This is a genomic window from Streptomyces spirodelae (assembly GCF_017676385.1).
Lineage (GTDB): Bacteria > Actinomycetota > Actinomycetes > Streptomycetales > Streptomycetaceae > Streptomyces > Streptomyces spirodelae.
Genome location: NZ_JAFFZN010000011.1, coordinates 119807 through 136960, shown reverse-complemented (window position 1 = coordinate 136960; position 17154 = coordinate 119807). Strand labels below are relative to the sequence as shown.

The 17154-nt window shown below is 71.8% G+C and carries 14 protein-coding genes; 10 read left to right on the top strand and 4 right to left on the bottom strand.

Translation table 11 applies throughout. The features are described from left to right. Nucleotides 1-42: 42 nt before the first annotated feature. Complete coding sequence (locus JW592_RS14240; protein ID WP_229375984.1) at nucleotides 43-2934, top strand: FAD-binding and (Fe-S)-binding domain-containing protein; 2892 nt, start codon at nucleotides 43-45, stop codon at nucleotides 2932-2934. Between the two features lie 85 nt (nucleotides 2935-3019). Here the strand turns inward: JW592_RS14240 and JW592_RS33210 are convergent, their stop codons facing one another. Next, nucleotides 3020-3151, bottom strand: coding sequence for a hypothetical protein (locus JW592_RS33210; protein WP_267878009.1), 132 nt, complete (start codon nucleotides 3149-3151; stop codon nucleotides 3020-3022). A 116-nt stretch (nucleotides 3152-3267) separates the two neighbouring features. Between JW592_RS33210 and JW592_RS14235 the strand changes: the two genes are divergently transcribed. The 7 genes from JW592_RS14235 (at nucleotide 3268) to JW592_RS14205 (ending at nucleotide 12187) form a co-directional block, all read left to right on the top strand. Next, the gene (locus JW592_RS14235; RefSeq protein WP_209265413.1) at nucleotides 3268-4095 is read left to right on the top strand and encodes a TIGR03084 family metal-binding protein; all 828 of its coding nucleotides are present in this window, start codon (nucleotides 3268-3270) and stop codon (nucleotides 4093-4095) included. Next, the gene (locus JW592_RS14230) at nucleotides 4092-5834 is read left to right on the top strand and encodes an acyclic terpene utilization AtuA family protein (RefSeq protein WP_209265412.1); all 1743 of its coding nucleotides are present in this window, start codon (nucleotides 4092-4094) and stop codon (nucleotides 5832-5834) included. The genes JW592_RS14235 and JW592_RS14230 overlap by 4 nt, the downstream gene beginning before the upstream one ends. Beyond that, on the top strand, nucleotides 5831-7435 hold the full coding sequence (locus tag JW592_RS14225) for an acyl-CoA carboxylase subunit beta (RefSeq protein ID WP_209265411.1): 1605 nt from the start codon (nucleotides 5831-5833) through the stop codon (nucleotides 7433-7435). Before JW592_RS14230 ends, JW592_RS14225 begins: the two co-directional genes overlap by 4 nt. A 29-nt stretch (nucleotides 7436-7464) precedes the next feature. Then, complete coding sequence (locus JW592_RS14220; protein WP_209265410.1) at nucleotides 7465-9441, top strand: acetyl/propionyl/methylcrotonyl-CoA carboxylase subunit alpha; 1977 nt, start codon at nucleotides 7465-7467, stop codon at nucleotides 9439-9441. A 72-nt stretch (nucleotides 9442-9513) separates the two neighbouring features. Continuing rightward, nucleotides 9514-10686, top strand: coding sequence for an acyl-CoA dehydrogenase family protein (locus tag JW592_RS14215; protein ID WP_209265409.1), 1173 nt, complete (start codon nucleotides 9514-9516; stop codon nucleotides 10684-10686). Between the two features lie 17 nt (nucleotides 10687-10703). Further along, nucleotides 10704-11489, top strand: coding sequence for an enoyl-CoA hydratase family protein (locus JW592_RS14210; RefSeq protein ID WP_209265487.1), 786 nt, complete (start codon nucleotides 10704-10706; stop codon nucleotides 11487-11489). Next, entirely contained in the window at nucleotides 11459-12187 is a 729-nt protein-coding gene (locus JW592_RS14205) for a TetR/AcrR family transcriptional regulator (RefSeq protein ID WP_229375982.1), read from the top strand. Before JW592_RS14210 ends, JW592_RS14205 begins: the two co-directional genes overlap by 31 nt. Nucleotides 12188-12285: 98 nt before the next feature. On the opposite strand, the gene JW592_RS32775 is transcribed toward JW592_RS14205, so the two are convergent. After that, nucleotides 12286-13323, bottom strand: coding sequence for a serine/threonine-protein kinase (locus JW592_RS32775; protein ID WP_307805413.1), 1038 nt, complete (start codon nucleotides 13321-13323; stop codon nucleotides 12286-12288). Nucleotides 13324-13622: 299 nt separating this feature from the next. Further along, nucleotides 13623-13790, bottom strand: a complete 168-nt coding sequence (locus JW592_RS33360) for a hypothetical protein (protein WP_307805412.1) — start codon at nucleotides 13788-13790, stop codon at nucleotides 13623-13625. 516 nt (nucleotides 13791-14306) lie between these two features. On the opposite strand from JW592_RS33360, the gene JW592_RS14185 reads away from it, so the two are divergent. Further along, complete coding sequence (locus JW592_RS14185; protein WP_372446505.1) at nucleotides 14307-14840, top strand: TetR/AcrR family transcriptional regulator; 534 nt, start codon at nucleotides 14307-14309, stop codon at nucleotides 14838-14840. A gap of 211 nt (nucleotides 14841-15051) precedes the next feature. Further along, nucleotides 15052-16581 carry a sodium:solute symporter family protein gene (locus tag JW592_RS14180; RefSeq protein WP_209265408.1) on the top strand — a complete coding sequence of 510 codons (1530 nt, stop codon included), beginning with the start codon at nucleotides 15052-15054 and terminating at the stop codon, nucleotides 16579-16581. Nucleotides 16582-16622: 41 nt separating this feature from the next. Here JW592_RS14180 and JW592_RS14175 read toward each other — a convergent pair whose 3' ends face one another. After that, complete coding sequence (locus JW592_RS14175) at nucleotides 16623-17150, bottom strand: hypothetical protein (RefSeq protein ID WP_209265407.1); 528 nt, start codon at nucleotides 17148-17150, stop codon at nucleotides 16623-16625. Nucleotides 17151-17154: the final 4 nt, after the last annotated feature.

Genomic DNA, 17154 nt, shown 5'->3' with positions numbered 1-17154 from the left:
CAGGGGCAGCGAGCGGCCCGGGTCAGCGTGCACTCTGTGCGCATGGGAGACGCACGTAGGGCAGGCGCAAGCGCAAGCGCAGGCGCAGACGCAGACGCACGGGAGCTGGAACGGGCACTGCGCGCAGCAGTGCCCGGCGGCGAGGTGGAGTTCGGCGCCCAGGACAGAGCACTGATGACGATGGACGCCTCCAACTACCGGCGGGTGCCGCTGGGTGTGGTGGCGCCCAAGGACGACGACGATGTGGCGGCCGTGCTGGCCGTCTGCCGTGAGCGGGGCGTCCCCGTGGTGGCGCGGGGGGCGGGGACCTCCATCGCCGGGCAGGCCACAGGGCTGGGTGTGGTGCTGGACTTCACCCGGCATCAGCGCACCATCGAGTATCTGGACCCGGACAGCCGCACGGCCGTGGTGCGCCCCGGCGTCATCCTGGACGACCTGCGCAACGCGGCCGGTGCCTTCGGGCTCACCTTCGGGCCCGACCCCTCCACCCACGCCCGCTGCACCATCGGCGGAATGATCGGCAACAACTCCTGCGGCTCCCACTCGGTCGCCTGGGGCACCACGGCGGACAACGTGCACGAGCTGGAGGTCCTCACCTACGGCGGCGAGCGTGCCCGGCTCGGGCGCGGCGGGGAAGGCGTCCCCGAGCGGCTGCGCACCGGCGCCACCTCTCTCGTGCAGGGCGAACTGGCCCGGCTGCGCACCGGGTTCCCCGAGCTGCCCCGCCGGATCTCCGGCTACGCGCTGGACGAGCTGCTCCCCGAGAAGGGCGAGGACTGGGCGCGCGTCTTCACCGGCAGCGAGGGCACGCTGGGCGTGCTCACCCGCGCCACCGTGAAGCTGGTGCCCACGCCGGGCGCCAGGGTGCTGGCCGTACTCGGCTACGCGGACGAGTCAGCGGCGGCCGAGGCGGCGGCCGGGCTGCTCCAGTACCACCCCCTCACCGTCGAGGGCATGGCCAACGACCTGGTCGGGGACGCGGCCCGCGCCTCCCTCCCCAAGGGCGGTGCGTGGCTGTTCGTGGAGGTCGGCGGCGACGACGCGGCCCACGCGCGGGCCAACGCGGAACAGCTGTGCGGCGCGGCGCGCGAGGGCACCACCGACCACGCCCTCGTCGTGGACCCGGCCGGACAGCGCGCCCTGTGGCGGGTCCGCGAGGACGCCTCAGGTACGGCCACCCGCATGCCCGACGGCGCTGAGGCGTGGCCCGGCTGGGAGGACTGCGCCGTCCCCCCGCCCCGGCTCGGCGCCTATCTGCGGGACTTCCGCAAGCTGCTGCGCGAGTACGGGCTGCGCGGACTGCCGTACGGGCACTTCGGGGACGGCTGCATCCACGTACGCATCGACTTCGATCTGCTGGGCGAGGCGGGCATCGCCAAGTTCCGGGACTTCTCCACCGCGCTGGCCGACGTCGTCGTGCAGCACGGCGGCTCGCTCTCCGGTGAGCACGGCGACGGCATGGCCCGCGCCGAGCTGCTGACCCGGATGTACGGCGAGGAGATGGTCGGACTCTTCGGCCGGTTCAAGGACCTGTGGGACCCGGCCGACGGACTCAACCCGGGCGTTCTCGTACGCCCTGAGCCGCTGGACGCCAACCTGCGCTTCGCGCCGCTGCCGCGCAAGCCGGTCGATGTGGAGTTCGGCTACCCGCACGACGGGGGCGACTTCTCGGCAGCCGTACGCCGCTGCGTGGGCGTGGCCAAGTGCCGCAACGAGACGGCGGGGGCGAGCGTCATGTGCCCGTCCTTCCGCGCGACCGGCGAGGAGAAGCACTCCACACGCGGGCGCGCCCGGCTGCTGCACGAGATGCTCGCCGGCGAGGTCGTCACCGACGGCTGGCAGTCCGAGGAGGTGCACGACGCGCTCGATCTGTGCCTGTCGTGCAAGGGCTGCCGCAGCGACTGCCCGGTCGGGGTGGACATGGCCACCTACAAGGCGGAATTCATGCACCACTACTACGAGGGTGACGCCGCAACGGGGACACCTGGCAAGCGCCGCCCGATGGCGCACTATTCGATGGGCTGGCTGCCCCGCTGGCTGCGGCTGGCCGCCGCCACCCGTACGGTGCCGCTGCTGAACGCCGGCGCCAAGGTGCCCCCGCTCGCGGCGCTCGCCAAGCGGCTGGGCGGGCTGGCCCCCGAGCGGGACATCCCGGCGCTGCCCCGTACGCCCTTCACGCACTGGTGGCGCAAGCAGCCGGGCCGCGCCTCCGCCACCGGCAAGCCGGTCGTCCTGTGGCCGGACACCTTCACCAACTACCTCTCCCCCGAGGCCGGGTCGGCCGCGGTGCGGGTCTTCCAGGACGCGGGGCTGAAGCCTGTCGTACCGCCCAAGCAGGTGTGCTGCGGTCTCACCTACGTCTCGACGGGCCAGCTCGACCGGGCCCGTACGGTGATGCGCCGCACCCTGGACGTGATGGAACCGGCCCTGGACGCGGGCCTGCCCATCTCGGTCCTGGAGCCCCCGTGCGCCGCCGCGCTCCAGACGGACGTTCCCGAGCTGCTGAGCGACGACCCGCGCGCGAAGCGGCTCGCCCAGGCCGTCCGCACCTTCGCGCAGACCCTGGAGGAGCAGGCCCCCGGCTGGGAGCCGCCCCGTATCGACCGCCCGGTCGCCGGGCAGACGCACTGCCACCAGCACGCCGTCATCGGCGACGCGGCGGAGCGCCGGCTGCGTGACCGTGCGGGCCTCACCGGCGAGCTCAGCGGCGGCTGCTGCGGCCTGGCCGGCAACTTCGGCTTCGAGAAGGGCCACTACGAGGTCTCCGCAGCCTGCGCGGAGGACCAGCTGCTGCCCTCCCTGCGGGAGGCGGAGCCGGGAACCGAGCTGCTGGCGGACGGCTACTCCTGTCGTACCCAGATGGACCAGCTCGGCGGCTTCCGGAGCCGACACCTGGCGGAGGTCCTGGCGGAGAGCCTGACCTCACGGGATTGATCCCGGGCACGCTGCCAGGCCCCCGTTCACTCCGGAACGGGGGCCTGGCATACGCTCCCGCAACCCGGGAGGCTGCCGCGCCTGCTCAGCGCACCTCGACCTCGAGCACGTCCGCGTGCCAGGCGGCCTCCGAACTGCCCAGCGGGCGCACTGTCCGGGCATGGTGCCCCTCGGCTGGCGCAAGCAGCGCTTCCCGGCTCACACGTTCGGTCGTCATCGGTCGTCATCGCCGTACAACCGCCCACCGGCGAGAGAAAAAGTCATGCAAGCGCGCTTGCTTGTTTTTGACCGCGCTGTCACTCTCGTGCTCACGGACACAGGGAGGGCGGGGAGTTGGCCGTATCACAGGGCGTACTCGGGGCGGTGCTGGAGGACCTGCGGGACGAGAGCGCGGAGGTGGACGGGCTGGTGGCCGATCTGCCGCCCGCCGCCTGGGCTGCGCCGACCCCCGCCGCGGGGTGGACCGTCGCGCACCAGATCGCCCACCTGGCGTGGACGGACCAGCAGGCGCTGTTCGCCGCGCGGGACCCCGAGGGCTTCCGCCGCGAGGCCGAGAAGCGCCTGGCGCTCGCCGACGCGGGCGGCTTCATCGACGAGGGAGCCGAAGACGGAGCCCGTCTGCCGCACGGCGAACTGCTGGAGCGCTGGCGGGCAGGGCGGCGAGAGCTGGAGGAGGCACTGACCGGACTGGCACCTGGCGTCCGGCTGCCTTGGTACGGCACGTCGATGAGCGCGGCGAGCATGGCCACCGCACGGATCATGGAGACCTGGGCACACGGCACGGATGTCGCCGACGCTCTCGGCGTCGTACGGGAGCCCACCGAGCGACTGCGGCACGTGGTACGAATCGGCGTGCGTGCCCGCGACTTCGCCTACGCCGTGCGCGGACTGGAGCCGCCTGCCGAGCCCTTCCGGGTGGCGGTGACGGGGCCCGAAGGGCAGGTGTGGGCCCACGGGCCGAAGGACGCGGGCCAGTCGGTGGCCGGCAGCGCACTGGACTTCTGCCGCCTGGTCACCCAGCGGGTGCACCGGGACGACACCGACCTGCGCGCCGAAGGCGCGGAGGCCGAACGGTGGTTGAGCATCGCGCAGGCGTTCGCGGGCCCGCCCGGAGTCGGACGCGCGCCGTTGGGCCGGGTGGTGCCGGAGGGAGAGGCGTGAGCACCCCGGAGCACCCGGAGCCCCTGCGGATCGGCAACGCCTCCGGCTTCTACGGCGACCGCTTCGCCGCCCTCACCGAGATGCTGACCGGCGGCCCGCTGGACATCCTCACCGGTGACTACCTCGCCGAGCTCACCCTGCTCATCCTCGGCCGCGACCGGCTGGGGGACCCGGCGCGCGGCTACGCCAAGACGTTTCTGCGGCAGTTGGAGGACGGCCTCGGTCTGGCCCGTGAGCGCGGTGTCACCCTCGTGGCCAACGCGGGCGGCCTCAACCCGGCCGGGCTCGCCGACGCCGTACGCGAGCTGAGCGAGCGGGTCGGTGTGCCCGCGCGGGTGGCGCACGTCGAGGGCGACGACCTGCTCCAGGCGGGGAATTGGGGCCGGGACGCGCTGACCGCCAACGCGTATCTGGGCGGAGCCGGGATCGCCGCGTGCCTGCGCGCCGGTGCCGATGTGGTCGTCACCGGGCGGGTGGCCGACGCGGCGCTGGTCAGCGGCTGCGCCGCCGCGCACTTCGGCTGGGCGGACGACGACTGGGACCGGCTCGCCGGCGCCGTCGTCGCCGGGCACCTGCTGGAGTGCGGGACACAGGCAACCGGCGGCAACTACGCCTTCTTCGTCCGGGACGCCGTCGACGTACGCCATCCCGGGTTTCCGCTGGCGGAGATCGCCGCGGACGGCTCCTCGGTGATCACCAAACACCCGGGGACCGGCGGCGCGGTGACCGTCGGTACCGTCACGGCGCAGCTCCTCTACGAGACCGCGGGGCCGCGCTACGTCGGCCCCGATGTGACCGCAAGGCTGGACTCCGTACGGCTGCGCCAGGAGGGCCCCGACCGGGTACGTGTCGAGGGCGTCAGGGGAGAGCCCCGGCCCGGCACGCTCAAGGTCGGCCTCACCCGGCTCGGCGGCTTCCGCAACGAGGTCACCTTCGTCCTGACCGGGCTCGACGTGGCCGCCAAGGCGGCGCTCGTCCAGGAGCAGCTGGAGGCCGCCCTCGCGCGGCCCGGTGCGCGGCGCCCTGCCGAGGTGAGCTGGAGCCTGGCCCGTACGGACCGTACGGACGCGGACGTCCAGGAGGAGGCCAGTGCACTGCTGCGGCTGGTGGTGCGGGACCCGGACGAGAGCGTGGTCGGCCGCGCCGTCTCGGGACCCGCTGTCGAGCTGGCGCTCGCGAGCTACCCGGGCTTCCATCTGATGGCCCCGCCGTCGCGGGGCGCGCCGTACGGGGTCTTCGAGGCGGCGTACGTGGCTGCCGAGTCGGTGCCGCATGTGGCGGTGCTGCCGGACGGTACGCGGGTGGATGCCTCCTTCTCCACCCCCGCCCCTGCTCCCTCTCGGAACCGGGAGGCCGCGTGCCCTGTACCCCCCGCGGCGCGGCAGCGGCAGAGCCCGCGGACCCGCCGTGCCCCACTCGGTCTGGTCGCCGGGGCGCGCAGCGGGGACAAGGGCGGGAGCGCCAACGTCGGCGTCTGGGCCCGCGACGCCGACCCGGACATCTACGGCTGGCTGCGCGCCACGCTCACCACCGACCGGCTCCGCGAGCTCCTCCCGGAGACCGCCGCACTCGACGTCACCCGGCACGAGCTGCCCAATCTCGCGGCGCTCAATTTCGTGATCGACGGCATCCTCGGCGAAGGCGTGGCCGCACAGCACCGGTTCGACCCGCAGGCCAAGGCGCTCGGCGAATGGCTGCGCGCGCGCCGTCTCGACATACCGGAGGTGTTCCTCCCATGAGCGCCCTCAAGAGCTCTCTCGATGTGCGTGCGCCGGAGTTCGAGGCCAACCGCTCCGCGATGCTGACCAAGCTCGAAGAGCTGGACGCCGAGCACGCCGAGGCCCTCGCGGGCGGCGGCGAGAAGTACGTGGCGCGGCACCGCGAGCGGGGCAAGCTGACGGCCCGCGAGCGGATCGAACTCCTCCTCGACGCGGACACCCCGTTCCTGGAGCTGTCTCCGCTCGCCGCGTGGGGCAGCGACTACACCACCGGTGCCTCGCTGGTGACCGGGATCGGTGTCGTCGAGGGCGTCGAGTGCCTGATCACCGCCAACGACCCCACCGTACGCGGCGGTGCCAGCAACCCGTGGACGCTGAAGAAGGCGCTGCGGGCCAACGAGATCGCCTACGCCAACCGGCTGCCCTGCATCAGCCTGGTGGAGAGCGGCGGCGCGGATCTGCCGAGCCAGAAGGAGATCTTCATCCCGGGCGGCGCCCTGTTCCGGGACATCACCCGGCTCTCGGAGGCCGGTATTCCGACGCTCGCGGTCGTCTTCGGCAACTCGACGGCGGGCGGCGCCTACATACCCGGTATGTCGGACCACGTGATCATGGTCAAGGAGCGCGCCAAGGTGTTCCTCGGCGGCCCGCCGCTGGTGAAGATGGCCACCGGCGAGGAGGCCGACGACGAGAGCCTGGGCGGCGCGGACATGCACGCCCGTACGTCGGGACTGGCCGACCACTACGCGCTGGACGAACCCGACGCGTTGCGCCGGGCCCGCCGCGTCGTCGCCCGCCTCAACTGGCGCAAGGCCCACTCCGACCCGGACCCGGCCTGCGTGGGCGAGCCGCTGTACGACCCGGAGGAACTGCTCGGCATCGTCCCCGGCGATCTGAAGGTGCCCTTCGACCCGCGTGAGGTGATCGCCCGGATTGTGGACGCCTCCGCCTTCGACGAGTTCAAACCGCTGTACGGGGCCAGCCTCGTGACCGGGTGGGCGCGGCTGCACGGCTACCCCGTCGGCGTCCTCGCCAACGCGCAGGGGGTGCTCTTCAGCGAGGAGTCCCAGAAAGCCACCCAGTTCATCCAGCTCGCCAACCAGCGCGACATCCCCCTGCTCTTCCTGCACAACACCACCGGCTACATGGTCGGCGAGGAGTACGAACAGGGCGGCATCGTCAAACACGGCTCGATGATGATCAACGCCGTCTCGAACTCGAAGGTCCCGCACCTGTCGGTGCTGCTCGGCGCCAGCTACGGCGCCGGCCACTACGGGATGTGCGGCCGCGCCTTCGACCCCCGCTTCCTGTTCGCCTGGCCCAGCGCCAAGTCCGCCGTCATGGGACCGCAGCAGCTCGCCGGAGTGCTGTCGATCGTGATGCGCGAGTCGGCCGCGGCCAAGGGCCGGCCCTTCGACGAGGAGGCGGACGCCGGGCTCCGGGCCATGGTCGAGCAGCAGATCGAGAGCGAGTCGCTGCCGATGTTCCTCTCCGGACGCCTCTACGACGACGGCGTCATCGACCCGCGCGACACCCGCACCGTCCTCGGCATCTGCCTGTCCGCGATCCACAACGCGCCGGTGCGGGGTGCCCGCGGCGGTTTCGGCGTCTTCCGGATGTGAGCCGCGTACAGCGGGAGAGGGAGCAGCGAATGATCCGAACCATCCTGGTCGCCAACCGGGGCGAGATCGCCCGACGGGTCTTCCGTACCTGCCGGGAACTCGGTATCGCCACCGTCGCCGTGCACTCCGACGCGGACGCCGAGGCGCCGTTCGTCCGTGAGGCCGACGCCGCCGTACGGCTCCCTGGCAGCGCCCCTGCCGACACCTATCTGCGGGGCGACCTCGTCGTGGCCGCCGCGCTCGCGGCCGGCGCCGACGCCGTCCACCCCGGCTACGGCTTCCTCTCCGAGAACGCGGAGTTCGCCCGCGCGGTCCAGGACGCGGGGCTGACCTGGATCGGGCCGCCGCCGGCCGCGATCGAGGCGATGGCCTCCAAGACCGCCGCGAAGAAGCTGCTGGCGGCGGCTGGCGGCGGCTCCGGTGCCGAGGTGCCGCTGCTGGAGCCTCTCGACCCGGCTCGGGTGCGGGAGGCGGACCTGCCCGTCCTGGTCAAGGCGGCGGCCGGCGGCGGCGGACGCGGCATGCGCGTCGTACGGGAGGTGACCGCGCTGGAGGGCGAACTGCGCGCGGCCCGCGCGGAGGCGGCCTCCGCCTTCGGCGACGGCGAGGTGTTCGTCGAGCCGTACATCGAGCGGGGACGCCACGTCGAGGTGCAGGTGCTCGCGGATGCGCACGGTGGCGTGTGGGTGCTGGGCACCCGGGACTGCTCCCTGCAACGGCGGCACCAGAAGGTCATCGAGGAGGCCCCCGCGCCGGGGCTCGGCGACGAGGTGCTGCGCACGCTGGAGCGGGCCGCGGTGGTGGCGGCCCGCACGGTGGGCTATGCGGGCGCCGGCACTGTCGAGTTCCTCGTCTCGCGATCGGGTCGCCCCTTCTTCCTTGAGATGAACACCAGGCTGCAGGTCGAGCACCCGGTCACGGAGTGCGTCTACGGCGTGGATCTGGTGGCGCACCAGATCGCGGTCGCGGAGGGCGCGTCCCTTCCTGCTGAGGGGCCACCCGCCGCCCAGGGCCACGCCGTGGAGGCCCGGCTGTACGCCGAGGACCCGGCCCGCGACTGGCAGCCGCAGACCGGGCGGCTGTGGCGGTTCCAGGTGCCGGGGGAGGTACGCGTGGATGCCGGTGTCACGGACGGCTGCGAGATCGGGATGCACTACGACCCGATGCTCGCCAAGGTCGTCGCCTGGGCGCCGACCCGTGCGGGTGCGATCCGGAAGCTGGCCCGCGCACTGGAGTCCGCCACCGTGCACGGGCCGGTCACCAACCGGGATCTGCTGGTGCGCTCGCTGCGCCATCGCGACTTCTGCGACCTCGACGCGGGGTGCTTGGACACCGGGTTCTACGAACGGAACCTGGCGGAGCTGACCGCCCCCCAGGCCGCCTCCGACCGGGAGTCCGAGGGCGCTCGGTACGCGCTGGTGGCCGCCGCGCTGGCCGAGGCGGTGCGCGACGAGCCAGGTCAGGGGCGGCCCCCTCGGCCACGGGTCGCCGCCCGGTCGGGCGGCTGGCGCAATGTGCCCTCGGCGCCCGCGAACCGGCGGTACGTGGCCGGGGACGGCACCGAGCACGAGGTGCGGTACCTCTGGACGCGGGGCGGCGTCGCCCCCGAGCCCGCCGCGTACCCGGGGCTGCGGGCCGTCGACGTGCGGCCCGACGAGGTGGTCCTGGAGGTGGCGGGGGTCCGGCGGCGGTTCCCGGTCGCCGTGCACGGCGACCGCGTCTTCGTCGGCCGGCACGCCTTCACAGCCCAGCCGCGCCTCGCCGAGCCCGAGGCCGCCGCCGCGCCGGGATCACTGCTCGCCCCGATGCCGGGCACGGTGGTGCGGCTGGGCCAGGGCGTCGCGGAGGGCGCCGAAGTCGTCGCGGGCCAGCCGCTGTTGTGGCTGGAGGCGATGAAGATGGAGCACCGCGTGGTGGCCCCCACCGACGGGAGGGTCACCGCCTTGCACGTCGCGGCCGGACACCAGGTGGAGGTGGGTGCGGTCCTGGCGGTGGTCACCGCCTGAATGCTCCGGGGGCGGCCCCGGCGCACAGCGTGAGCAGGGGCCTGAGGCCCGAGAAGTCGGAAAGGGACATCCATGACCGCGCTCATCGAGACCGACGAACAGACGGCGCTGCGCACCTCGGTCGCGGCACTCGGCAAACGCTACGGACGCGACTACTTCGCACAGGTCGTCGCGGACGGCACCCACACGGACGCCCTGTGGGAGGAGGCCGCGAAGCTCGGCTACCTCGGCGTCAACCTGCCGGAGGCATATGGTGGGGGAGGCGCCGGCATCCAGGAGCTCTCCATCGTGCTGGAAGAGCTGGGTGCCGCGGGGTGCCCGCTGCTCATGCTGGTGGTCTCACCAGCGATCTGCGGCACGGTGATAGCCCGCTTCGGCACGGCGGAGCAGAAGAAGAAGTGGCTGCCGGGCATGGCGAACGGCAGCCTGAAGATGGCGTTCGGCATCACGGAGCCGGACGCCGGTTCCAATGCGCACCGCATCACGACCACGGCCCGCCGCGACGCGGCGACCGGCGAGTGGGTGCTGACCGGACGGAAGGTCTTCATCTCGGGGGTGGACATCGCGGAGGCGACCCTCGTCGTGGGCCGCACGGAGGACGCCCGCACCGGCAAATTGAAACCGTGCCTGTTCATCGTCCCCCGCGACGCGCCCGGCTTTTCCCGGAACCGGATCGATATGGAGATCGACGCGCCGGAGAAACAGTTCGAACTCGTACTGGACGATGTACGCCTGCCCGCCGAAGCGCTCGTCGGCGAGGACGACGAAGACGCGGGGCTTCTCCAACTCTTCGCGGGGCTCAATCCGGAACGCATCATGACGGCGGCGTTCGCACTCGGAATGGCGCGTCACGCCCTCGGCAAAGCGGTGGAGTACGCACGTATCCGGCAGGTGTGGAAGGAGCCGATCGGCGCGCACCAGGCCATCGCACACCCGCTCGCGCAGGCGCACATCGAGGTGGAGTGCGCGCGGCTGATGACGCAGAAGGCGGCACAGTTGTACGACGCGGGAGACGACGTCGGTGCGGGCGAGGCGGCGAACATGGCGAAGTACGCGGCCGCCGAGGCATGCGTGCGGGCCGTGGACCAGTCGGTGCACACGCTGGGCGGCAACGGTCTCACCCGGGAGTACGGGCTGGCGGCGCTGATCACGGCGTCCCGGGTGGCACGTATCGCGCCGGTGAGCAGGGAGATGATCCTCAACTATGTCTCCCACCAGACGCTCGGCCTGCCGAAGTCGTACTGATGGGGACGGGGGAACGGATGGCGGCGCCGGAGAACGTGCTCCGTACGGCGACGGAGGACGGCATTCGCACGCTCACTCTCGACTCGCCGCACAACCGCAATGCGCTGTCCGCACGACTGGTGGGCGAGTTGTACGCGGAGCTGGCGCGTGCGGAGGAGGACGCGTCGGTACGGGCGGTACTGCTCACCCACACGGGCAACACCTTCTGCGCGGGCGCCGACCTGAACGAGGCGGGCGCGGACGCGGCATCGGCCGACGGGCCAAGGGCGCTGGCCGCCCTTCTGCGTGCGATCGCCGCTTTCCCCAAGCCGGTCGTGGCCCGGGTCACCGGGCACGTCCGGGCAGGCGGCACCGGACTCCTGGCGGCGTGTGACATCTCCGTCGCGGGGCCGGGGGCGACGTTCGCGTTCACGGAGGCGCGGATCGGGGTGGCTCCGGCGGTGATCTCGATGCCGGTGCTGCCCCGTACGGACCCGCGCGCGATGGCGCGGTACTACCTGACGGGGGAGCGGTTCGGCCCGGCCGAGGCCGCCCGCATCGGCCTGATCACGCTGGCCGCCGACGATCCGGACGAGGCGCTGGCACCCGTCCTGGACGGTCTGCGACGCGGCTCCCCGCAGGGGCTGGCGGAGTCGAAGCGGCTGGTCACCCGGGAGGTGCTGGCCGCGTTCGACCGGGACACCGGTACGCTCGCTGAACTGTCGGCGCGGCTGTTCGCGTCGGACGAGGCCCGCGAGGGCATGACGGCCTTCCTCGAACGACGGGAGCCCGAATGGGCAGTGCGGCAGGCGCCCGCGCGGTGAACACACGGGCCGGGCGCGAACGGCAGCCGGGCAGCACCCGCGGCGGCCCGGCGGGTGCGCGCGGCGGTCCCGCGAACACACGTGGCGGTTCCACGGGCGCGCGCGGCGCCGCAGGCACTCGCGGTGCCGCGCCCAAGCAGGACCGCAGCCGGGCCACCCGGCAGCGCCTGCTGGAGTCCGCCGTGACCTGCCTGGCGGAGCACGGCTGGTCGGGCAGCACGGTCACGGTGGTTGCCGAGCACGCGGGAGTCTCGCGGGGTGCGGCGCAGCACCACTTCCCCACCCGTGAGGACCTGTTCACGGCGGCTGTCGAGTACGTGGCGGAGGAGCGTTCGCGCGCGCTGCGCGAGCTGCCGGCCCCCGCCGGGACGCGTGCCGTCGTCGAGGCGCTGGTCGCCCTCTACACCGGTCCGCTCTTCCGCGCGGCCCTGCACCTGTGGGTCGCCGCCTCCAACGAGCCCCAGCTCGGCCCCCGCGTGACGGACCTGGAGGCTCGGATGGGACGGGAGACCCACCGGATGGCCGTCGACCTGCTCGGCGTGGATGAGCGCCGCCCCGGCGTCCGCGAGACCGTCCAGGGCCTCCTCGACATGGCCCGCGGCCTCGGTCTCGCCAACCTGCTCACCGACGACAGCGCCCGCCGCGAGCGCGTCGTGGCCCAGTGGGCCCGCCTGCTGGAGGACAGCCTGCGGGACTGACGGCTTCCTCCGCTCGGCGGCGCCTTGGTCGGCTCTCGCCTTTCCGGTCTGCGCGTCCCCGCCCGGGGCGCCTGCCTCCACGCCTCTCCCAGAGGCGCTCAGCGATGCGACACAATTCCCGCAAGCTGCGAACGCAACTGCGATGAGGTCGGTCTGTCTTTCCGGTCCTTCGCGAGGAGACCGGTGAGCACGGCGCTCAACGACGGGCCCGCGCGGTGCGGAGTGAGTGGTGGGTCGGTCAGGACGGCAGCCATGGCTGCCGTCGGGCTCGGCCGACCGAACGCGGGCTTCCCTTCGACGGCATAGAAGAGAGTGGCGCCGAGTCCCCACAGATCGGTGGCGGGTGAGCTGTTCAGCCCTCGGATCTGCTCCGGAGCCATGTAGGCAGGCGTGCCGATGATGGCGCCCGCTTCGGTCAGGGTGGGATCACCTTGGAACCGGGCAATGCCGAAGTCGGCGAGCTTGATCGACCCGTCGGTTCGGACAAGGAGGTTCGCTGGCTTTATGTCGCGATGAACAATGCCCAGGTCGTAAGCTTCTGACAGCACATCGAGCGTGTCGAGACCAATTGCGGCGACCCGCGCGGGAGGCAGCGGGCCGTCCCTCTCGACCGTTGCGCTCAGCGTCACCGCCTTGACCAGTTCCATCACGATGAGAACCGAGTTTTCATCCACCAGCACGTCATGGATGGTGACGGCGTTCTGGTGCGTGAGTTGTGCGGCGGCCCGCGCCTCCCGGAGCATCCGGGCCCGCACGGCCCCTCCGGCGTCGGAAGAGAGCCCGGAAGGCGGGAGGAGCTGCTTGATCGCCACTTGCCGACCCAGCACCCCGTCCCTCGCTCGCCAGACCACGCCCATGCCACCGCGGCCGAGTTCTTCCAACAGCGTGAACCGGCCGGCTGACAGAGTGGCGGTGCCGGGCTCCCAAAGGGTTGCGGTCGGAGCAGACGGCGGGTGAGGCCGCGAAGCGGCGGCGGTGGTGGCTCGTGCCACCGGCCGCCTCCGGGCAATGGCAGGCAGCGTTGACTGGCGTCGTCGCCGGTGACGTGCGACCAGCAGGGACATCACCAGGAGGGCACATACCATGACAAAGATCGCGCTCACGATGATGAACAGGCTGGACTGCGACGATCCCACCGCTGCAGACACCTCCTCCGAATCCCGAACACAATCCGCCACCGTGAGCAGGCCCTCTCGTCCCGTGCCTCCTGGACGACAATGCCCCGCCAACTCGCCGTCCGTTGGGAGCGGTAGTTCCGTATCGCGTGGGGGATGAAGTGATCCTCGGCGGAGCATACATTTCCCAGGCCACCCCTGCACCGGCTCGGCCGCCTCCTGCCGGGCTGGCAGCCATCCGCAGACGGTTGCATCGTCGCGCCCGTACCCCGATGACCGACCCCCGCAGCTGCGAGGTACCGCCCCACGGTGGCGGTACCTCAGCTGGTCGCCGCGCTGCGCCGGTCGTGGCTCGCTTCCGCCCGCACTTCTGACAGCCTGGCAGCCTTGCCGTCTGCTGGGCACAGGGGCAGATTCAGCTCCGCCCACAGGGTCTTGGTGATCGAGTCGTTCACCCGGTCCCCCCAGCGGTCCGCCAGGGCGTCCACCAGCAGCAGCCCGCGGCCGGACTCCTCCTCGGGGGACGGTGGTTCGGTACCCGGGGCGGTAGCGGTTTGTCCGCGCGTGCGTCGGTGACCTCCACCCGCAGCCGCCGCCCGGCGGACGCCGTCCCGGTCAACGTCAGGCGTAGCCGGAAGTCCCGGCCGACGCTGCCGCAGTGCCGTACGGCGTTCGCCGCCAATTCCGTCACGACCAGCGCCGCATGGTGCGAGGACGTGCTGCGGTACGGGATCGTGTGCTCGTCCAGCCACTGCGTCGTGAGCAGCCGCGCGAGCCGCGCTCCGCGCCGAGTCGAACTGAGCTGCACGCAGAACGTGGCCCACGGCTCCTCCGATCCGGCCCCCACCTGGGGTGGCCCGGACTGGCGAAATTCCTGCGTTCGCGGATTCATAGCGTGACGGTCTCGTCACGCGGCTGGCGTGGCCCAGGTCAGGAGCGCGTCCCCCGGCCACCGGTAACGGCCACGCGCGCGCTCTTGCGCGGGGATGTACGGGCCGTCGGCCGTGATCGACCCACGGCATGACGGCGTTGACGCGGAGACCCGTAAGAGGGCGGACGAGGCGGCCGGTGCGCTTCTGCTCCAGGATGTGCGCCGACCAGCCGGCGGTGCGGGCGCAGGTGAACATGAGGGCCGGGACCTCGGCGAAGTCGAGTACGTGGCGGAGGGGCGTTCGCGCGCCCTGCGGGAGCTGCCGGCTCCGGCCGGCGCGCGTGCCGTCGTCGAGGCGCTGGTCGGGCTCTACACCGGGCCGCTCTTCCGCGCGGCCCTGCACCTGTGGGTCGCCGCCTCCAACGAGCCCCAGCTCGGCCCCCGCGTGACGGACCTGGAGGCCCGGATGGGACGGGAGACCCACCGGATGGCGGTGGAGCTGCTGGGTGTCGACGAGCGCCGGCCCGGCGTCCGGGAGACCGTGCAGGGGCTGTTGGACATGGCGCGTGGGCTCGGTCTCGCCAATCTGCTGACCGACGACAGCGCGCGGCGCGAGCGGGTGGTCGCGCAGTGGGCGCGGCTGCTGGAGAGCACGCTGCACGACTGACGGCAAGCTGACGGGGATGATGCGCTCTTTCACCCCGCCGGTTCACATTCATCGACATGGATGGCGAACCGGCGGGGTGCTGCTGTGTGTTCGGCCGTGTGCGCAGTCTTGACGCTCCTATAGGCCACTTCTAGGGTGACGCACGTTCAGCGATCTGGCACGTGTTCATGCACATGAATTGATTGATGCGAACCGAACCAGGGGAGCCGCCATGTCCGGACTGGACTGGGGAGTTGTCGGCGCGTACTTCTTCGTCATGCTGGCGATCGGCCTGTACGCGACGCGCCGGGTCGACAACGTCGCGGACTTCTTCACCGCGCGCGGCCGCATCCCCTGGTGGCTCTCCGGGATCTCGCACCATATGTCCGGCTACAGCGCCATCATGTTCGTCACCTTCGCCGCCGTCGCCTACGACTACGGCTTCACCGTCTACTTCTGGTGGCCGATGACCATCGGGATCGGCGTCGGCATCGGCGCCTTCCTGTTCGCACCCCGCTGGAACCGGCTGCGCGCCAAGCACGGTGTCAACTCCCCGCTGGAGTACCTGGCGGTGCGCTACAACCTGCCCACCCAGCAGGTGCTCGCCTACAGCGGGGCCGCGCTCAAGGTCGTCGACATCGCGGCCAAGTGGGTCGCGATCGCCGTACTGCTGCAGGGCTTCGCCGACATACCGCTGGCCTGGGGCATCACCCTCACCGGCGTCTGCACCATGATCTACATGGCCTTCGGCGGGCTGTGGGCCGATGTGCTCACCGACTTCGGCCAGTTCATCATCCAGTTCGCGGCCGGGATCGCCATGCTGGTGGCCGTCATGGCGCAGCTGAGCGGCTTCTCGACGCTGTGGACCATGTGGGGCGATCTGCCGGCCGGACACGGCGATCCGGTCGCCGGACCGGTCACCACGACACTGATCCTCGCGTTTCTGCTGGTCAAGACGTTCGAGTACAACGGCGGAATGTGGAACCTCGCCCAGCGCTACATGGCCGCGCCCTCCGGCTCCCGGGCGAGGAAGTCCGCGCTGCTGTCCAGCGCACTGTGGCTGATATGGCCGCTGATCCTCTTCATCCCGATGATCGCGGCGCCGCTGATCGTGCCGGGCATCGAGAACGGCGAGGATTCCTACATCGAACTCGCTCAGGAACTGCTGCCCAGCGGCATGGTCGGACTGCTGCTGGCCGGCTTCTTCTCCCACACCATGGCCATGGTCGCCTCCGACTCCAACGTCATCACCGCCGTCATCACCCGCGACCTGGCGCCGGTGCTGGTGCGCCGGGTCCGCACCCTCGGCGAGCGCGGCCAACTCCTCTTCGCCCGAATAACCACGGTCGCGTTCGTCACCCTCAGCATGGGCTTCGCGCTCTTCTCCGACCCCGACGGCTTCATCATGACCGTCGTCGTCAGCATCGTCGCCGCCACCATGGGCCCGATCTCCATCCCCCTGATGCTCGGCCTCCTCCCCTGGTTCAAACGGCACGGCTCGCTGGCCGCCATCAGCTCCTGGGCCGGCGGCATCGCCGTCTGGGCGATCCTCTACTGGGGCGTGGAGGACGCCTCCCAACCCATGACGGTCGGCCTCCCCCTGCTCACCTCACTGGCCCTCTACCTGGCTGTCGGCTTTTTCCGCCCGGTCCACACCACGGCGGGCAACGCCATCGTCGACTCCCTGGGGGAGGACCCCCGAGCCCAAGCCCAGCCGGCCACCCCGAACGCGGCCACCCTCCCCCCACTGGAGCTCCGCTAGGCGGTGGCGGCCGTACCGCGGTACGGCCGCCCGCCACGCTGCTACTTCTGGCATCCCAACTGCTGTGAGGCGTACTTCGCGGTGCGCTTGGCCAGCTGGAGGAGGTCCTTCTCGTGGTCACCGTCCGGGGGAGCGGTGACGGTCAGGCTCATGCCCTGGTTCGCACCCATCGCTTCGGCTCGCCCTGGACAGGGCAGGAAAAGCGCTGCTGCGTGCGCGTCGGAGAAGCCGCCCCCGTATACATCCACCTTGTGCCGGCCGGAAGACCAGTCGATGTCGGTCTGCGTGATGTACCGCGCCCAGTCGTCCCGGTCCCCCGCCGTCTCCTTCACCAGGAACCGCACGGCGACCCGGTCGTCCGCGCGCACCTCACACAGCAACTTGGCCGCCCTCTCCTTGATGAGTCTCTCGGCCTTCACCGAGTAGAAGGACGCATCCGGGACGATGCGGCGGAGTTCGGCGGCGTTACTCGTCCCAGTGACCGAGGAACAGTCGGCCTCCGCGGAGTCGAAACGGGCTGACGCACCGCCGTCTTCTTCCGAAACCAGGGCGTAGGACAGGAGAGCCACCGCA

Excerpts from the sequence above, each read along its gene's own strand:
- JW592_RS14240 (WP_229375984.1), top strand. The coding sequence starts at position 43 with ATGGGAGACGCACGTAGGGCAGGCGCAAGCGCAAGCGCAGGCGCAGAC.
- JW592_RS33210 (WP_267878009.1), bottom strand. The coding sequence starts at position 3,151 with ATGACGACCGAACGTGTGAGCCGGGAAGCGCTGCTTGCGCCAGCCGAG.
- JW592_RS14225 (WP_209265411.1), top strand. The coding sequence starts at position 5,831 with ATGAGCGCCCTCAAGAGCTCTCTCGATGTGCGTGCGCCGGAGTTCGAG.
- JW592_RS14220 (WP_209265410.1), top strand. The coding sequence starts at position 7,465 with ATGATCCGAACCATCCTGGTCGCCAACCGGGGCGAGATCGCCCGACGG.
- JW592_RS14215 (WP_209265409.1), top strand. The coding sequence starts at position 9,514 with ATGACCGCGCTCATCGAGACCGACGAACAGACGGCGCTGCGCACCTCG.
- JW592_RS14210 (WP_209265487.1), top strand. The coding sequence starts at position 10,704 with ATGGCGGCGCCGGAGAACGTGCTCCGTACGGCGACGGAGGACGGCATT.
- JW592_RS14205 (WP_229375982.1), top strand. The coding sequence starts at position 11,459 with ATGGGCAGTGCGGCAGGCGCCCGCGCGGTGAACACACGGGCCGGGCGC.
- JW592_RS14180 (WP_209265408.1), top strand. The coding sequence starts at position 15,052 with ATGTCCGGACTGGACTGGGGAGTTGTCGGCGCGTACTTCTTCGTCATG.